The following is an 18,637-nucleotide window of genomic DNA, read 5'->3' as shown; positions in this document are numbered from 1 at the left end:
AAAGTCCTCCTTATCTAACTAGCTCTTTTTCATGTGGTAATACTGTATCTGGGAAAATTTCTGTAGGGTAGTTTCCTGTAAAGCAAGCCATGCAAAGTCCACGATATTCATCATCAAACGGGCGAGCTATTGCTTCTACTAATCCCTCAGCTGAAAGAAAAGTTAGTGAATCTGCCCCGATTACGTCACGAATTTCTTCCACACTATTGCTTGAGGCAATTAATTCTTCACTTGTAGATGTATCAATTCCGTAAAAACAAGGATTTTTCATTGGCGGCGATGAAATAACAACATGTACCTCCGTAGCACCTGCTTCTTTTAACATCGTAACGATACGGCGTGAAGTAGTACCACGTACGATGGAATCATCCACCATAACTACTCGTTTTCCTTTTACAACTTGCACAACAGGAGAAAGTTTCATTTTTACTCCGCGTTCACGTAACTCCTGTGTTGGTTGAATGAATGTTCTACCTGTGTATTTATGTTTAATTAATCCTAATTCATAAGGAATACCGCTTTCCTCAGCAAATCCAATAGCCGCTGAAATAGATGAATCAGGTACACCTGTTACTACATCTGCTTCAATTCCAATACATTCTTGCGCTAAACGTTTACCCATACGTTTACGTGCCATATGGATATTGAGTTCATCAATGTTTGAATCTGGTCGTGCAAAGTAAACGTACTCCATTGCACACATTGCACGTTGATCTTTTGCAGCAAAGCGATCTTCTTCTATCCCGCTATCTGAAATAACCAGTAGTTCCCCTGGTTCAACATCACGAACAAATTCAGCCCCAATTAAATCAAAGGCGCATGTTTCTGAAGCTACTACCCATGCATCCCCTAACTTCCCAATAGATAATGGACGTAATCCGTTTCGATCACGGGCAACCATCATGCAGTCTTTCGTAATAATTAAGATGGAAAAAGCGCCTTTTAATAATGAAAGAGACTCTTTCACTTGAGCACGCAACCCAGGTTTTTTACTTTTCTTAATTAAATGCACTACAACTTCAGTGTCAGAAGTTGAATGGAATATATTACCTGAACGTTCTAAATGTTGCTTTAAATGATTGGCATTTATTAAGTTCCCATTATGTGCAATGGCCATACTACCTGTTGAAGAACGGAATAGTAATGGTTGCACATTTTCAATACCACCACCGCCAGCAGTTGTATAACGAACATGGGCAATAGCTGCGTTTCCTTTTGCAGACTTTAATTTCTCTTCATTAAAGACATCATTGACAAGACCTTCACCTTTAACGGCACGTAAGGCTTGACCGTCAGTTACGACGATACCAGCCCCTTCTTGTCCGCGGTGTTGTAATGCATGAAGTCCGTAATAGCTTAAGTGCGCTGAATCAGGGTGTCCCCAAATTCCAAAAACGCCACATTCTTCGTTTAAGCCTCTGATTTCACCAAGCATGGGATTGCTCCTTTCCAAGCAGAACGGAATTCCTCCACTGTACCTTCTAGAAGAACACTGTCTTCACCAATGATTGTAATTTTTACATCATCTGTTACGACACCAATTCTCTTCGCATCTGTTACAACACTTTCAAATGCAGCTGCATTTTCTTCTTTAACAGTGATAACAAAACGAGATTGTGATTCACTAAATAATGCAGTTACTGCTGAACCTTCTAATGTTACATAGATACCTAAATCTTCAGTAGCAAATGTTTTCTCAGCTAATGCAACCGCTACGCCGCCTTCTGAAACGTCATGTGCAGATTGAACAAGCCCTTCACGAATCGCAGTTAGTACCGCTTGTTGACGTTTTGCTTCTACGCTTAAGTCAATGCTAGGTGCTTTTCCGAAGATTTTGCCATAGACTAATTTTTGAAGTTCTGATCCGCCAAATTCAGTAGTTGTTTCCCCTACTAAATACACAACGTCACCAGCAGACTTCACTTGTTGAGTTGTTACATGAGCTAAATCTTGAACTAAACCGACCATACCGATTGTTGGTGTTGGGTAAACCGCTTCACCTGAACGTTCATTGTAAAGCGATACGTTACCACCGATTACTGGTGAATTTAACGCTGTACATGCTGCTGCAATACCATCAGCACTCTTTTCAATTTGCCAGAAGATTTCAGGTTTTTCAGGGTTACCGAAGTTTAGGCAATCTGTAATTGCAAGTGGTTGACCACCTGATGCAACAATGTTACGAGCTGCTTCCGCTACAGCAATTTTTCCACCTGTTTCTGGATCTAAATAAATATAACGAGAGTTACAATCCGTAGTCATTGCAAGACCTTTATTTGTACCACGCACCCGAAGTACTGCAGCATCAGAGCCTGGTGCTACCACTGTGTTTGTACGCACTTGATAATCATATTGATCATAAACCCATTCTTTAGAAGCGATTGTTGGTGCTTGAAGAAGGGATTTTAATGTTTCTTTATAATCTGTTACTTCTGGTTCACTATTTTCAATCGCTTGGAACTCAGCGAAATATGCAGGTTCAGCAGATGGTTTATAGTAAACAGGAGCGTCTTCTGCTAGTGCATCAGCCGGAACTTCTGCAACCACTTCCCCTTTATGTAATAAACGAAGCATTTTATCGTCTGTTACACGACCGATTGCTACTGCATCTAAACCGTATTTATCAAAGATCGCTTTAATTTCATCTTCACGACCTTTTTTCACTACAATTAACATACGTTCTTGTGATTCAGATAACATCATTTCATAAGCTGTCATTCCTGTTTCACGTTGAGGAACTAAATCTAAGTTCATTTCTACACCAGAACCAGCTTTTGAAGCCATTTCTGCTGAAGAAGATGTAAGACCTGCAGCACCCATATCTTGAATCCCAACTAAGGCATCTGATTTAACAACTTCTAAACAAGCTTCAAGTAAAAGTTTTTCCATGAATGGGTCCCCTACTTGAACTGCTGGGCGTTTTTCTTCTGAATCTTCACTTAATTCTTCTGATGCAAATGTTGCACCATGAATACCATCACGGCCTGTTTTAGCTCCAACGTACATTACTGTGTTACCTACACCAGCAGCAATTCCACGTTGAATATCTTTATGATCAATTAAACCCACACACATTGCGTTAACTAGAGGGTTTCCTTCATAACATGGGTCGAACTGAATTTCCCCACCCACAGTTGGAATTCCAATACAGTTACCATAACCAGCAATCCCTGCAACAACTTCTTCAAATAAATATTTTCCACGCTCGGATTGTAATTCACCAAAACGAAGTGAGTTTAACATGGCGATTGGACGAGCACCCATTGAAAATACGTCACGGATAATCCCACCTACACCAGTTGCTGCTCCTTGATAAGGCTCAATAGCAGAAGGATGGTTATGTGATTCCATTTTGAAAACTACTGCTTGCTCATCACCAATATCAACAATCCCAGCACCTTCTCCAGGACCTTGTAAAACTTGAGGGCCTTTTGTTGGGAACTTACGTAATACAGGTTTTGAGTTTTTATATGAACAGTGCTCGGACCACATAACAGAAAATAGACCTGTTTCTGTCCAGTTTGGCGTACGTCCAAGGATTTTTTCGGCCATTTCAAATTCTTCATCCGACATACCCATTCCAGCATATAACTTTAGTTCTTTAATTTGTTCTGCTGTTGGTTCCATCTTAGACATGAGCTTCCCTCCACTGTTTAACAATTGATTTAAATAAAGCTAGACCATCGCTACTACCAAGCAAATCACTTACCGCGCGTTCTGGGTGAGGCATCATCCCAAGCACATTTCCACGTTCGTTGATGATTCCTGCGATATCTTCTAAACTACCATTTGGGTTTTCACCTGAATATGTAAAAACAATTTGATTATTTGCTTTTAATTTTGCTAGAGTTTCTTCGTCACAGAAGTAGTTACCTTCTCCGTGAGCGATTGGAATGTTAATAATTTGATTTTTTTCATATTGGCTAGTAAATCTAGTATTATTGTTTTCTACTTTTAACTGTACAGTACGGCACATGAATTTAAGGTTTTTGTTACGTAGTAGTGCACCTGGTAGAAGTCCCGCTTCCGTTAAGATTTGGAATCCGTTACATACACCTAAAACGGGTTTCCCTGCTTCTGCAGCCTTTTTCACTTCAACCATCACGTTCGATTGATTTGCCATTGCACCACAACGTAAGTAATCACCATATGAAAAACCACCAGGAACTAAAATACCATCAAATTCACTTAAATCTGTTGCATCATGCCAAACGTATTCTACTTCTTCACCAAGCTCATCTTTAATCGCATGGTACATGTCGATATCACAGTTTGACCCAGGGAAAACGAGTACTGCGAATTTCATAATTAGTTTGCCTCCTCGACTTCATAGCGGTAGTCTTCAATTACTGTATTTGTAAGAAGCTTTTCACACATTTCTTTTACTAATTCATCAATATTTCGTTCTGAGTCACCAATTTGAACTTCTAAATATTTGCCTATACGCACGTCTGTTACCTCGTTGTATCCCATTTTTGCTAAAGAGCCTTGTACAGCTGATCCTTGTGGGTCTAATACACTTTCACGTAATGTTACATAGATTTTAACTTTTGCCATTTTTATTTTCCTCCAAGTCTAGCAAGAATAATTTCATAACTTTGCGTCAAACTGCCTAAATCACGACGGAATACGTCTTTATCAAGCTTTTGTTTTGTTTCTGCATCCCATAGGCGGCAAGTATCTGGTGAAATTTCATCTGCAAGTAATACGTTGCCATCTTTGTCACGACCAAATTCAAGTTTAAAGTCTACTAAAATTACGCCTATTTCCTTAAAAATAGGTTGTAAGACATTATTAATCTTTAACCCTTGTTCATATAACGTTTCTACTTCTTCTTTCGTAGCTATGCCTAAAATATCGATATGATCATTGTTAATGAGCGGGTCGCCCAATGCATCGTCTTTATAATAGAACTCTACAATTGTACGTTTAAGCGGAGTTCCTTCTTCCAACCCTAGACGATTAGCAAGAGTTCCAGCTGCAATATTACGTACAACCACTTCAATTGGAATAATATCCACTTTACGAACAAGCTGCTCATTATCTGAAATTCTTTCAACAAAATGCGAGTCAATTCCGCATTCTTTTAATCTTTCGAAAATTAGAGTTGTAATCCGATTATTAAGTATTCCTTTGCCTTCAATTTCCGCTTTTTTTTGACCGTTGAATGCAGTTGCGCTGTTTTTATATTCAACGAACAAAATATCTTCTTGTTCTGTTTGATATAAACGTTTTGCTTTACCTTCGTACAAAAGCTGACCTTTATTCATTGTCGTGGCCTCCTAGTTTAGGCATTCATCCCCCAATTCAATGGGGAATGAATGTAATCAATATTCATTTGTTTGGCAGAGCTAATTAATTATTTAATCCAAGACGTTCAAAAATCATGTCTACATTTTTAATGTGGTAGTTATAGTCGAAGCAATCATCAATTTCTTCTTTTGATAATAGTGAAGTAATTTTTTCATTTGCCTCTACTAATGGGCGGAACTGTGTCTGTTCATCCCAAGCACGAGCCGTAAGTGGTTGTACTGTGTCATAGGATTCTTCACGAGATAATCCTTTTTCCACTAACGCAAGTAAAATACGTTGAGAGTAAATTAAACCAAATGTACGATCCATGTTGCGTTTCATATTTTCAGGGAACACCGTTAAGTTTTTCACAATGTTGCCAAAACGGTTTAACATATAGTTTAATGCGATTGTTGCGTCCGGTAAGATGACACGTTCTGCAGATGAGTGAGAAATATCGCGTTCATGCCAAAGCGACACGTTTTCGTAAGCTGTAACCATATGACCACGAATAAGTCGTGCCATCCCAACCATATTTTCAGAGCCGATTGGGTTACGTTTATGCGGCATTGCTGATGAACCTTTTTGACCTTTTGCAAATGCTTCTTCTACTTCACGAGTTTCCGATTTTTGAAGACCGCGAATTTCTGTTGCAAACTTCTCAATCGAAGCTGCAATTAGCGCAATTGTTGCAATATATTGTGCGTGACGGTCGCGCTGTAATGTTTGCGTTGAGATTGGTGCAGCAGCTAAACCTAGTTTTTCGCATACATATTGTTCAACAAATGGATCGATATTTGCGTACGTCCCTACAGCACCTGAAATTTTCCCAGTTTCGATTACTTTAGCAGCTGCATCGAAACGTTCTAGATTACGTTTCATTTCTTCTAGCCATAAAGCAAGTTTCAATCCGAAAGTAGTTGGCTCAGCGTGAACACCATGAGTACGACCCATCATAACTGTATATTTATGTTCTTTCGCTTTTTCCGTTAAAATGTCAATAAAGTTCACAATATCTTTACGTAAAATTGTATTGGCTTGTTTTAAAAGATAGGAAAGTGCTGTATCAACTACGTCTGTTGAAGTTAAACCGTAATGAACCCATTTACGTTCTTCACCGCATGTTTCAGAAACTGCACGAGTAAAAGCTACTACGTCATGACGCGTATCCTTTTCGATTTCATAAATACGGTTCATATCAAATGAAGCATTTTGGCGAAGTAATGCAACATCTTCTTTTGGAATTACACCAAGTTCAGACCAAGCTTCACAAGCTAAAATTTCAACTTCTAGCCAAGCTTTAAATTTGTTTTCTTCTGTCCAAATAGCTCCCATTTCAGGACGTGTGTAACGATCAATCATGTTTTAATCTCCTTCTACTCTGACCAAATGCCAGAACTCTCGATTTGTTTTAAAGTGTCGTCAATACTTTCCGTCAAAATCGTCACGTGACCCATTTTACGATTCACTTTTGCTTCAGCTTTGCCATAAAGATGAACGGACCAATCAGGATATTTTGAAATGGAATTTGTTAAAGGAACAACATGCTGACCTAACAAATTAACCATCACAGATTGTTTCAATAGTTTCGGCTTCCGTAGTGGCCATCCGCAAACTGCACGAATATGCTGGCTAAATTGTGAAATGTTACAAGCTTCTATAGAATAGTGACCAGAATTATGTGGTCTTGGGGCTAATTCATTTATGACCAGCTGCCCATCCTTTAAAACAAACATTTCAACAGCTAATGTGCCTATTAATTGGAGGTAATCTGCAATTTTTTCAGCCGCCTCGAATGCCTTTTCGTACGTTTCACTTGAAATACGTGCCGGTACAATTGTTTCGTGTAAAATGTGATGCACATGAATATTTTCTCCAACAGGTAGGCAATATGTTTCACCATGCCCATTTCGTTGAACGATGACGGATATTTCTTTTTCAAAAGGAACAAACCCTTCAGCTACGCAATAAGAATGTTCAAATAAACTTTTTGCTAATGGTAAGTCTGCTTTTGAATTTAGTTGTTGTTGACCTTTTCCATCATATCCACCACGGGCCGTTTTCACAATACAAGGATACCCGATTAAATCGATTTGACTAACTAATTCATCATAATTTTTTGCAACTATGTATGGAGCAACTGGGCAACCAGCATTTGAAATTGCATCTTTTTCAGTAATACGGTTTTGCGTAATCCGAACCAATTCAGCACCTTGTGGAACGTAAGCAATTTCTGTTAATCTCTTTAAACCTTCATAATCTATATTTTCAAACTCATAAGTAATCACATCACTAGCATCTGCTAATTCTTCTAAAGCGGACTCGTCATTATATGGTGCAACAATTCGGATATCAGCTACTTGTCCGCACGGGGAATCCATTGATGGTTCAAGTACTGCAATCTTATATCCTGCTTCCTTAGCTGCTAGGGCCATCATACGTCCTAATTGACCCCCACCAATAATTCCAATTGTTTGCCCGGGATAAATCATTTTTGTCACACTAGGTCACCTGTACTTTCTAGAGCCATCTGTTTCATCATTTCTCTATGTTCTTCTAGTCTAGTTGCAAGTTCTTGATCAGTTGTAGCTAAAATTCGTGCAGCTAATATACCTGCATTTGTTGCCCCAGCCTTACCAATCGCAACTGTTGCAACCGGTACACCACCTGGCATTTGTACGATGGATAATAATGAATCTAATCCATTTAATGATTTTGACTGCACTGGAACACCAATGACCGGTAGTATCGTTTTAGCTGCTACCATACCTGGCAAATGGGCAGCACCACCAGCACCTGCAATAATTACTTCAATTCCTCTTGAACGTGCAGTTTCTGCATATTCAAACATTAAGTCCGGTGTGCGATGTGCGGAAACCACTTGTCGCTCATAAGAAACTTGCAATTCATCGAGAATATCGCAAGCATGTTTCATCGTTTCCCAATCACTTGAACTTCCCATAATAATACCGATTTTTGGATCCATTATTATCTCTCCTTCGAATGTGAAATCTACCGTTATTACAAGACGTATAGACCTTATTAATAAAAAATGTCCTCAAATAATTCCACTTTCTCGTTAATGCGAAGAAAGCAGAATACTTGAGGACAATTATTCTCTCAGAAATAATAATGTAAGTATTTTCGGTACCCACATTTTCTGATTGCCTAAGCAAGCTTTCCCGCATAGTCCGACATTTACGGCGTCGGGTAGAGACACTAGAGCCATATCCTCTAGCATATATGTGGGATGTTTATATATAAAGTTTCCCTAGATGATTAAATCTAACTTTGTTTTCTCATTCACATTTTAACAAGGGATGAACAGAAAATCAACGAAAAAATGCGAACAATAAATTTTCAGAAAACGGTAATGTTCGGATTTTGGCCGAAAACGTTTTCAATTATCCATTAGCATTCCTTTAAATTTGATTTTTTGCCGTAAATATGTCGGTTCTCCATCAACCAAATGAAAGACAGGCTCTTCTTTTCTTCCACAAGGTAAGTAACCCTCTTTTCTCATTCGTTCTAAACATTGCTCAATTGATTCATTTTCTTCTACTTCAAACCATCGATCTTTCTTTTGCTTTGCCATATATCCTCCATTAAACTAATTAATCGTTTTACTTATTATAGCAATAAATAATTTTTTAATTTTGATTTTTACTGTGTAAATAAAAAGTCAATTTTACACTTAAAATTAATTTAATCCTAAATGGATTAAAAGCGAAATTTATAGTATACTTATGGTTAAAAGGGGGATGAAAATTTGAAAGATCTATTGTTTATTTGCTTATTTTTTTGCAAGCTTTCTATTTCTGCATTTGGCGGCGGATATTCATTAATCCCTCTTATTGAAAAGGAAATTGTAGAAAGGAGGAAGTTGCTGTCATCTGAGGATATTACCAATTTGTTTGCAATCGGCGGTTCTGCACCAGGAGCGGTTGTAATCAATATCGCAATATTAATTGGCTACAAGATAAAAGGGGTTATAGGCGCTATTTTATGTACGTTAAGTATCACCCTCCCTGTTTTTTTACTTGCAATTGGTTGTTCTTTTGTCGTTGATTACTTTATTGAAAATATATACATTCGTGGAGCTTTAGTTGGACTACAATCTGCAGTAGTTGCACTAGTGGTCTATGCAGCTTTCCGATTATATAAAACTGCTCTTATTGATACCTTTACAATTAGTTTATTCTCCATTTCTTTAATCTTACTATTTTTAAAAATCAACGCAATTTACGTGATAGTATTTACTATTTTCATAGGCATTATCCTTGTATTTTTAAGTAAGGAGGAGACACAAAATGTTTAATATAATAAAAATTTTCTTTGTAGTAGGGGCTCTTTCTTTCGGAGGGGGATATGCTATTATTCCAATACTTGAATCGCAACTCATTTCAAGTGAATTACTTTCATCAGATGAATTATTTTCTGCTTTAACTTTAGGTAGTATGTTACCAGGGTCGGTCCTTGTGAATATTGCGACGCTCATCGGTTTTCAAATCGGTGGTATATTACTTGCATTCTTTTGTGTAATTTGTGTGATTAGTTCATCCTTCGTTTATATGTCAGTAGGATTTCCATTCATGCGTTTCATCCCAACTAATCGATGGTTAAACTCTATCTTCTATTGTTTGCGTGCAACGGTAGTTTCCCTAATTTTATATGCAAGTTACATTTTATTTTTAAAACTTGAAATTCACTCAATAAATACGAGCACTATAATTCAACTTTTATTAATTATCCTTTCCTTTACACTTTTGATGATGAAACAATCTACTATTAAAGTTTTAATAATATCAGGAGTTCTTGGAGTAATTTTCTTAAGTTAATGAAAAAAGAGAAAAGGCCGTTTCAAAACGTTAATTTCGAAACGACCTTAGGATACTTGTTATATTTCATTTGTTGTATTAGTTAATACGTTTTGAACTACTGGACCACGTTTTTTCAAATACGCTAACAATATTACTGTAATCACTAACGCAATAGTGCTTATTAACATATTTGTTTGAATTAACGCAATCGCTGTGATGAATATAATTGTTCTTACAACGATAGGAATCGGCCCGTATAAATAACCCTCTACTGCACCCGCGAGTATATAAACACCGACAACTGCTGTTAATATCGCATATGCAATATTAAACACTTCCCCTTGTAATAACAATTCCGGACCATAGATAAACATAAATGGAATGATGAATGCTACTATTCCTATTCTACAAGCCTGTAGTGACACTTTAAATGGATTGGTTTTTGCAATACCAGCTGCTGCATAAGATGCGATCGCTACTGGTGGTGTTATTGCAGAAAGCGTACCAAAATAGAAAATAAACAAATGAGCTGCCATTGGTTCAACACCTAAGTTAATTAGTGCAGGTGCTGCTAAAACAGCAAGAATTAAATAACAAGCAACTGGAGGTAGACCCATTCCTAATACAATAGAAGCAATCATAGTTAGAATTGCTAAAATTAATAAATTACCACCAGCAAGTTCTAACAATAAACCAGAGAATCTTAGCCCAATCCCTGTCATGTCAATAACACCGATAACAATTCCCGCGCAGGCACAAGCAGCAATTACAACAAGTGACATTTTTACCCCGTCAACTAATGCCCCTGCAATATCTTTTATGCCCATTCTCGTTTCTTTTCTGAAATAAGAAATAATTGGCACAGATAAAATTGACCAGAAAACTGCTTTAACAGTAGATAATTCAAATACCATTAATAGCAACACTAAAATGACTAAAGGTATTGCCAAATGACCTTTTTCAACAATTAATTTCTTCAAATCAATTGTGTTATCAACATCGGAACGAATATTTTCTTTTGCTGCTCGAGCATCGACCATCATAAATACTGCAAAATAGTATAATAATGCTGGTATCAATGCTGCAAGAGCTACCTCAGCAAATGGCACTTGTAAATAATCAGCCATCAAGAAGGCCACTGCCCCCATAACTGGAGGCAAAATCATCCCACCCGTAGAAGCAACTGATTCTACCGCAGCTGCGTATGTAGGAGAGTAACCACCTTTTTTCATTAATGGTATCGTTAAAACACCTGTACTCACTACATTTGCTACTTGGCTCCCACTAATAGAGCCAAATAGGGAACTTGCTACCACTGAAACTTTAGCCGAGCCTCCACGGTAACGTCCTACTGCAGACATTGAAAAATTAATAAACACACTACCTGCACCAGATCTTTCTAAAAACGATCCAAAGATAATAAACAAAATTACATAAGTGGCAGACACACCGAGTGATGTACCGAAAATACCCGAACTACTTAATCCTACTTGCGTAAGGATTCGATCAACTGAAATACCTGAATGCGCAACCATTAATGGGAGTTGGTGCCCCCAAAATGCATAAGCTAAAAACACACCCGATATAATAGTCAGTGCTAATCCCAACACTCTTCTTGCTGCTTCGAGAACGAGCAATATTGTAGCTGCACTAATAAATAAAGTAATACTATTTGGACGACTTAAGTTTGTAATTACATCAATATAGTTTATAGAAATATAAATAGTTATCACTAATGATAGAGCTGCTAATGGGTAACTAATCATTTTACTTAATAACGCATTTGCATTCTCTTTTTTAGATAAGGGATAAATTAAAAATATTAAAGTTAAACCAATACCTAAATGAATTGCACGTTGTTGGGTAGCAGGAAGTAATTGAATACCTCCTGCATAAATATGAAATATAGCTAAACCAAATGCGAGGGTTGCAATAAGTTTTCCAATCATATTTTTCATTTAGTTTCCCCCAATCATTCTGCGTTAGCAATAGAAATACCCATTTCAGAATAGAATTTTTCTGCACCTTCATGTAACGGCATAATATCTATACCTTTAGCGATTGTTGATTCATTTAACTCTTTTGCAACTGGGTGAATTGCTGCAATATCTTCCTGATAATCTACAATTGTTTTAAGGAAGTTATAAACCAAATCTGGATCTGCATCTTCATGAGTGAACGCTACTACATCCATTGATGGTGCAATAAAAGGTTGATCTTGTCCTTCGTATGTTCCAGCAGGCACTTCATAAACTGAGTAATACGGGTTAGCATCTAAAAATTTCTTTTGTGCATCATTATCAATTGATAAATAAGTTAAATCCGTAGAAGTTGATAATTCTGTTAATAAAGAAGCTGGTATTGCCCCTAATTGTGGACCAGCATCAATACTACCATCTTTAATACCTTCTGCAATCTCACTATACTCTAAAGGAACAACTTTATATTCTGATTCATCAATGCCATAACCATCCTTTAATAAAGCTTTTACAATTCCCTCTGTAGCAGATCCTGGAGGTAATCCAAGTGTTTTTCCGCGTAAATCTTCATAACTTTTAATTCCTGATTTTTCGTTTGTAACAACCTGTGCTGCTGTGTACGTTACATAAGAGATGGCTCTTAAATTTTTCTGTTCTCCTGGGATTTTGTCGTAAGTGCCATCATAACTCTTTGAAACATCTACAATTGAATTAAATCCAATTGCTGTTTTTCCTTGAGTACTTTTATCCAGTACCATGTTAATAATTTCAGCGCCACCAGAAGTAGCCTCCGTAACTAATTGAACATCTTCCATCACTTTATTGCTATTAAAAATACTGCCGATTCCTGCACTAATTGTATAAGCAATACCCCCTGTACCTGGAGTGTAGATTGGAATAATTCCTGAAGCTTTTTCTGGCTCCGCATTACTTGAATCGCTACTTACTGTTCCACAAGCCCCTAAAAGTAGTGAAAAAATCATTAAAACAAACATCATTCCTTTAATATTTTTCATATTAATTCTCCCTTTTTTTAGATTGTAATACGGTCTAAATCGTTCGGAATAAATAATTCCCCTTTATATACCCCTTCTGTACGTTCTCTAACATTTTCTTCATCCATTCCTGGTAAGAAATGCGTCATAATTAATTTTTGCACATTCGCTTTAGAGGCGATCTCAGCAGATTGCTCAGGTGTACAATGTTCTTTTTGTAAATTTTCCCAAATAACTTTAGCATTTTCAGCTGTGTCGTTGTTAATAAAGGTTAAACATGTATCAAGAACCAGTGCATCTGCCCCATCTGAAAAATCAATAATCCCTTGATGAGGAGCCGTATCACCTGATATAACTAGCACCTTATTATTCTTTTCGAACTTATAGGCAAAGGTAGGAACATTGTGTACCATTTCAGCTGTTGATATAGATAAACCGCTTTCAATTTCAACATCTAAAATTCCCGATTCATCTATCTCGATAACCTTAACATCATAAATACCATTAATCGGTCTTCCTAATTGCATTCGATAGTTAATGTCATTTTTCAGCATTCCTATTACTTGTTCATGCATTTCTTTAGTTCCCCTTGGACCAATTAACGTTAACTCACGTCTCCCTTCTACCCAACCACTAATTAAGAAATTTGCATACCCTAAATAGTGATCTGCATGTAAGTGAGTTAAAAAAATATGCTTAATTTCTTTAGGATTAATACCAGCACGAGCTAACTGCATCGTGGTACCATCAGCACAATCAACTAAAATTAAATTTTCACCGGTGTTAACTACTTGTGCAGCAGAAAAACGATCCTTATTCATTCTTGGACTACCGGTACCTAACATAATTAGTTCAAAATTCATAAATTTGCACCCCTTTTAATAAAATCCATAACGGACTTAATTAATGAATATTATGACAAAAATAAATCTAATAATCAACGAAATTTTGAATTTTTTTAATATATTTATAATTCAATCAATAATTAAATCCTTTTTGGATAAAAATATGTGATTTCTCCCGTCTGAGAGCACAAAAAAACCACAATGGAATTTTACTTCCCACGTGGTTAACTATTTTTTAATTTAATCCATAGATTCGGAATCACTTGAATGTATAAAAGCTTGGAACGACATAATACCTGCTCCTTTGACCGATGCATAATCCCCTAATTCACCGTTATCGATGGTTGTCTCAATGTCCCCTTTTATCGACTCAAAGTAACTAGTTACCAAGTCAAAGTAATTAGGAAAATGTTCGAATAATGGACCATTAATAATAATCCGATCGACTTTAAAAATGTTAGATAAGTTTATTGCACCAATTGCTAGAGGTTTGGCAGTATTCATAATAATTTCTGTAGCACTTTTATTTAATGATTTTAAGAAATTAACTGCTTCTGTTACTGTTGCATTTGTAATTTCTTTCGTGTTTATACTTTCATAAGTAGGTAGCTCTGCTTTAATTTTATTTAAAATATACTCAAAAGAAGTAAAAGTAATTAAGCATCCATTCTTACCACAGCGACAGGGTTTCCCTTCAAAGTTAATCACCATATGCTCTATTGCTTTACCGTCTTCTAAATTAGTGGTCAGTAATTGATTATCTTTAATTATCCCACAATCTAATCCCCAGCCCCCACTAACAATTAACAATAGGTTATTGGAACGTTTATGAGCAAAATAATGTTCAGCTGTGATGGAAGCATTTACACCTTTATCAAGAATAATTGTTCCATTAAAATAGCTCTTCATTTCATCGACGATTCGAAAATTTAATTCTCCACCTTGGATAAACGATTGGGATTGATAAATTAATCCTTCTTTTTTATTTAAAGATCCAACAGCTGCAATTCCAATAGAAAAAATATCATCCTTTGATAGTTGGTTTTCTACTAATAGTTCATCAATGGAATTTTGAATAAAAGAAATAATAAAACTTGGAGAATGGAAAGATGTCATATAGCTAATTTTACTATTAATCTCTTCAAACTTGAGATCTAATAATGTAACCATAACACGCATTCTGGTAATATGAACGCCAATTAAGTAACCGAAATGCTTATTAACTTTGTAAGTAATCGATGGACGACCTATGCCATTTAGTTTTTTACCACTTTGATATACTAACTTTGCTTCTTCTAAACTATCAAGTATCCGGACAAGAGTAGTTTTCTTTATATTAAGTTCGTGCATAATTTCCATTTTGGATGCACTTTCAATTCTTTGTAGAAAATCGTATACAGCAAAATACTCATCACTTTTGTTTAATTGCTCTTTTATAATATTTTTTTTCAATATTATTACCACTTTCTCCAAATTCTATTAATTATGATTGTATAAACAAACAGTTTTTATTTCAATCAATAAATTTTCAGAGCTTTCTAATGTGTAAAGAGAATATGTAGATTTTGTTAATAAATAGGAGTATTAAAATTAAGAACTTCTTCTCATCATTTTTTTCTAATCAAACTTACCACCTTCTATCATTTTCAACTCGTAAGATACAAGTATCAAGTAAATGAAGGAGAGAAAGGAACATGAAAAAGATTATTTTATTACCAGCACTATTAGGAGTAATGGGTCCATAAATTTAAATGAGGGGCTGTTTTTCGAAACGGCCCCTTTTTCACTTAAACGTTATTATTTTTTAAAGCATTTGGATCAATTAATTGAATTGCTCCCTCATCTAATATTTGTTTCGTTACAAAAATAATGTCTTGTTGTACTGCATATTTTTCATGAATATTATTTGTTGGTACAAAAAAGCTAATCAACATCCGATAATAATCTGCATGAAACTCATCAATATACACTAAAATAAAATCTTCTTTAGAAGTTTTCGGATGTAAAAGAATTTGCTTATTGATTTCACTGCAAATATTTCGAATGGACTCTTCATTTTGATTTGTTGATACATATAAAAAGGTTTCGATTTTCCGCTTTTCTCGTTTGGATAAATTGTATATCGGTTTATTCATTAAATAAGCATTAGGAACATAGACAATCCCTTTATCAGCTGTTGATATTAATGTAGAGCGTAAATTAATATCCAAAATGGTGCCTTCTACTTTTCCATCTTCTGTTGTAATAAAATCTCCCACTTGAAATGGCCTATCAAACCCCATCGACAAACCACCAAAAATGTGAGCAGACGTATCTCTTATCCCAAACGCTAAAGCTACACCCGTTAGTCCAATTCCCGTTAAAAATCCGTTTAAATTGAAATGCCAGAGTCCCGCAATAATGGCAATGGCAACAAGGGCTAAAAATGCTTTAATAATTCGAAGTGAAAATGGTGTTAAAAAAGGAACCTTCTTTTCTTTTAAATAGAAGGTTTCAGGGTGATTTGCATAATAAGTTAAAACATCATACATCCCCTTAAACGCGTAAAATACCATTAAAGAATAAAAGAAATTACGTACTGAAGGGTTTGAAAAAAGGGAAATTTCAATTAACCACGACAAAGCAAAGAAGATGATTCCTGTAAATATTGCATGTCTCGTTTCTCTACTAAAATGCTCAAGTATCCTAGCCGTTACAATTTTAGAGCGCTTTTCAAAAAATCGAGCTGTTCTTTTAATGAGGTACTTTAAAACATAATGTTGTAAAATCCATCCTAACAAAATAATCAATATAAAAATAATAATGTCCGTTAATTCAGGCTCCACCATTTTTGGATAAAGCCATTGAAGATAGTCTATCATCTATATTTCTCCTAAGTTTAAAAAATTAATTATCGGTATTATTATAATTTCAAAAAAAATTTATATCACTATTTAAAGAAACATTTTCTACAACTTTATTATCACAAAGGCAATTACACAACAAAAAAGCCCTATAAATAGACTTTTTGCAATCGTCTATCTATAGAGCAATTAATCTTTTATTAATGATGTAGAGTTGCTAGGTATAGTAAGAAGATAACTGCAAACACATACATGATTGGGCTTACTTCTTTCCCTTTACCTTTAACGATCATTGTTAATGGATAGAAAATGAAACCTACTGCAATACCTGTTGCAATGGAATATGTTAATGGCATCATAACCATTGTTAAAAATGCTGGCACTGCAACTTCAAAACGATTCCATGTAATTTCACCAAGTGATGCAACCATAAGCACACCTACAACAATTAAAGCTGGTGCTGTAACCGCAGATGTGATTACTGATAATACTGGTGAGAAGAATAGAGCTAATAAGAATAAACATCCTGTTACAATCGATGCAAAACCAGTACGTGCACCAGCTGCAACACCAGATGAAGATTCAACATAAGACGTAATTGTTGAAGTACCAAAAATTGAACCAATGATTGTTGCAATTGAGTCAGAAATTAATGCTTTACCCGCTCTAGGTAAACGGTTATTTTTTACGAATCCTGCTTGGTTTGCAACTGCCATTAAAGTACCCGCATTATCAAAGAAATCTACAAATAGGAAAGTTAAAATAACCGATAGCATTGATAAAGTATAAAATTCTGGATCTGAAAATGCCTCGAAAACTGAACCAAATGTTGGAGCAATACTTGGTGGTACATCAAATATTTTAGATGGTGCATCAACTAAACCAAAAATCATCCCTACGATAGCAGTAATCACCATACCGTAGAACACGCCACCTTTTAAGCCTCTTACTAAGAAGATGACCGTAATAATAATACCAAATATCGCAAGCAATACTTGAGGATCTTGTAAATTACCAATACCCACTAGTGTCGCGTCATTATTAACGATAATACCTGCATTTTGCATACCGATAAATGCAATGAATAATCCAATACCAGCACCAACTGCTAATTTCAACTCCATTGGAATGGCATTAATTAATTTTTCACGTAAACCTGTTACTGTTAATAGTAAGAAGAATACCCCTGAAATAAATACTGCTGCTAATGCATGTTGCCAAGGACTTCCGTTAACTAAAATTACTGTATAAGCAAAGAATGCGTTTAATCCGAGACCTGGGGCAAGCGCCAATGGATACTTCGCAAATATCCCCATAATAAAACTACCGATTGCCGCTGAAACTGCAGTAGCCACAAAAACCGCACCATAATCCATACGATTAGGTAAATCCGGTACATCCGCTAATGTTAATGTTAATGGGTTAACAACTAATATGTAGGCCATCGCAAGGAATGTTGTAAAACCTCCTAGTATTTCACGGCCATAATTTGTTCCAAGTTCATCAAACTGGAAATACTTTTTCATTTTTTTCCTCCATATATATATCGTCATCTGTCTAAAAATAACAAAAAAGACACACTACTATAAGAAGAGCATGTCTACGATTTCAAGAACTGTAATTCTACATAGGAATATCGTTCTATATCAAATCGTAGTCAAGCTATTTAAGGTAGCTTGGTAGAAACTTTCGAGCCATATTCTCGACATTATACGACGATTTATTTAATTTACTTCTGTAATATACCATCTGATTTTTTTATTTTCAATACTAATTACGAACATTATTAAAAAAATTATAGAAAAAGTTCGTATAAATTTTATATTTTGTAACTATTTTTCATAACATGCTTATTTACATGCT

17 protein-coding genes and 2 riboswitches are annotated in these 18,637 nt (G+C 35.7%); of the genes, 2 read left to right on the top strand and 15 right to left on the bottom strand.

Annotated elements, in window-relative coordinates; genetic code table 11:
• Positions 1-10: 10 nt before the first annotated feature.
• The 9 genes from purF to CRO00_RS04475 all read right to left on the bottom strand — a co-directional run bounded on the left by purF (position 11) and on the right by CRO00_RS04475 (position 8,887).
• Complete coding sequence (gene purF / locus CRO00_RS04515) at positions 11-1,435, bottom strand: amidophosphoribosyltransferase (RefSeq protein WP_097072481.1); 1,425 nt, start codon at positions 1,433-1,435, stop codon at positions 11-13.
• Positions 1,411-3,636 carry a phosphoribosylformylglycinamidine synthase subunit PurL gene (gene purL, locus CRO00_RS04510; protein ID WP_097072480.1) on the bottom strand — a complete coding sequence of 742 codons (2,226 nt, stop codon included), beginning with the start codon at positions 3,634-3,636 and terminating at the stop codon, positions 1,411-1,413. Before purL ends, purF begins: the two co-directional genes overlap by 25 nt.
• Positions 3,629-4,306, bottom strand: coding sequence for a phosphoribosylformylglycinamidine synthase subunit PurQ (gene purQ / locus CRO00_RS04505; RefSeq protein WP_097072479.1), 678 nt, complete (start codon positions 4,304-4,306; stop codon positions 3,629-3,631). The genes purL and purQ overlap by 8 nt, the downstream gene beginning before the upstream one ends.
• A 2-nt stretch (positions 4,307-4,308) precedes the next feature.
• On the bottom strand, positions 4,309-4,557 hold the full coding sequence (gene purS / locus CRO00_RS04500) for a phosphoribosylformylglycinamidine synthase subunit PurS (protein WP_097072478.1): 249 nt from the start codon (positions 4,555-4,557) through the stop codon (positions 4,309-4,311).
• A gap of 2 nt (positions 4,558-4,559) precedes the next feature.
• The gene (gene purC / locus CRO00_RS04495; RefSeq protein WP_097072477.1) at positions 4,560-5,270 is read right to left on the bottom strand and encodes a phosphoribosylaminoimidazolesuccinocarboxamide synthase; all 711 of its coding nucleotides are present in this window, start codon (positions 5,268-5,270) and stop codon (positions 4,560-4,562) included.
• 85 nt (positions 5,271-5,355) lie between these two features.
• On the bottom strand, positions 5,356-6,654 hold the full coding sequence (gene purB / locus CRO00_RS04490; RefSeq protein ID WP_097072476.1) for an adenylosuccinate lyase: 1,299 nt from the start codon (positions 6,652-6,654) through the stop codon (positions 5,356-5,358).
• A gap of 14 nt (positions 6,655-6,668) precedes the next feature.
• Positions 6,669-7,793, bottom strand: a complete 1,125-nt coding sequence (purK, locus tag CRO00_RS04485) for a 5-(carboxyamino)imidazole ribonucleotide synthase (RefSeq protein WP_097072475.1) — start codon at positions 7,791-7,793, stop codon at positions 6,669-6,671.
• On the bottom strand, positions 7,790-8,278 hold the full coding sequence (purE, locus tag CRO00_RS04480; protein WP_097072474.1) for a 5-(carboxyamino)imidazole ribonucleotide mutase: 489 nt from the start codon (positions 8,276-8,278) through the stop codon (positions 7,790-7,792). Before purE ends, purK begins: the two co-directional genes overlap by 4 nt.
• Positions 8,279-8,459: 181 nt before the next feature.
• Positions 8,460-8,559: riboswitch (purine riboswitch) on the bottom strand.
• A 133-nt stretch (positions 8,560-8,692) separates the two neighbouring features.
• Positions 8,693-8,887 (bottom strand): NETI motif-containing protein, encoded by a 195-nt coding sequence (locus CRO00_RS04475; RefSeq protein ID WP_097072473.1) that lies wholly within the window; start codon positions 8,885-8,887, stop codon positions 8,693-8,695.
• 174 nt (positions 8,888-9,061) lie between these two features.
• On the opposite strand from CRO00_RS04475, the gene CRO00_RS04470 reads away from it, so the two are divergent.
• Together CRO00_RS04470 and CRO00_RS04465 are read left to right on the top strand one after the other, a co-directional pair.
• Positions 9,062-9,610, top strand: coding sequence for a chromate transporter (locus CRO00_RS04470; protein WP_097072472.1), 549 nt, complete (start codon positions 9,062-9,064; stop codon positions 9,608-9,610).
• Positions 9,603-10,130 (top strand): chromate transporter, encoded by a 528-nt coding sequence (locus CRO00_RS04465; RefSeq protein WP_097072471.1) that lies wholly within the window; start codon positions 9,603-9,605, stop codon positions 10,128-10,130. The genes CRO00_RS04470 and CRO00_RS04465 overlap by 8 nt, the downstream gene beginning before the upstream one ends.
• A 59-nt stretch (positions 10,131-10,189) precedes the next feature.
• On the opposite strand, the gene CRO00_RS04460 is transcribed toward CRO00_RS04465, so the two are convergent.
• The 6 genes from CRO00_RS04460 to CRO00_RS04435 form a co-directional block, all read right to left on the bottom strand.
• On the bottom strand, positions 10,190-12,070 hold the full coding sequence (locus CRO00_RS04460) for a TRAP transporter permease (protein WP_097072470.1): 1,881 nt from the start codon (positions 12,068-12,070) through the stop codon (positions 10,190-10,192).
• Between the two features lie 14 nt (positions 12,071-12,084).
• Entirely contained in the window at positions 12,085-13,107 is a 1,023-nt protein-coding gene (locus tag CRO00_RS04455) for a TAXI family TRAP transporter solute-binding subunit (protein ID WP_097072469.1), read from the bottom strand.
• A 17-nt stretch (positions 13,108-13,124) separates the two neighbouring features.
• Positions 13,125-13,949, bottom strand: a complete 825-nt coding sequence (locus tag CRO00_RS04450; protein WP_097072468.1) for an MBL fold metallo-hydrolase — start codon at positions 13,947-13,949, stop codon at positions 13,125-13,127.
• Between the two features lie 222 nt (positions 13,950-14,171).
• Complete coding sequence (locus CRO00_RS04445) at positions 14,172-15,383, bottom strand: ROK family protein (RefSeq protein WP_097072467.1); 1,212 nt, start codon at positions 15,381-15,383, stop codon at positions 14,172-14,174.
• Between the two features lie 335 nt (positions 15,384-15,718).
• The gene (locus tag CRO00_RS04440; RefSeq protein WP_237658323.1) at positions 15,719-16,792 is read right to left on the bottom strand and encodes a mechanosensitive ion channel family protein; all 1,074 of its coding nucleotides are present in this window, start codon (positions 16,790-16,792) and stop codon (positions 15,719-15,721) included.
• Positions 16,793-16,974: 182 nt separating this feature from the next.
• On the bottom strand, positions 16,975-18,300 hold the full coding sequence (locus tag CRO00_RS04435; RefSeq protein ID WP_097072466.1) for an NCS2 family permease: 1,326 nt from the start codon (positions 18,298-18,300) through the stop codon (positions 16,975-16,977).
• 108 nt (positions 18,301-18,408) lie between these two features.
• A riboswitch (purine riboswitch) is annotated at positions 18,409-18,510 on the bottom strand.
• Positions 18,511-18,637: the final 127 nt, after the last annotated feature.

Source organism: Ureibacillus xyleni (genome assembly GCF_900217795.1).
In the GTDB taxonomy this organism is placed as follows: Bacteria; Bacillota; Bacilli; order Bacillales_A; family Planococcaceae; genus Ureibacillus; species Ureibacillus xyleni.
This window is presented reverse-complemented; position numbering and strand designations above follow the sequence as displayed.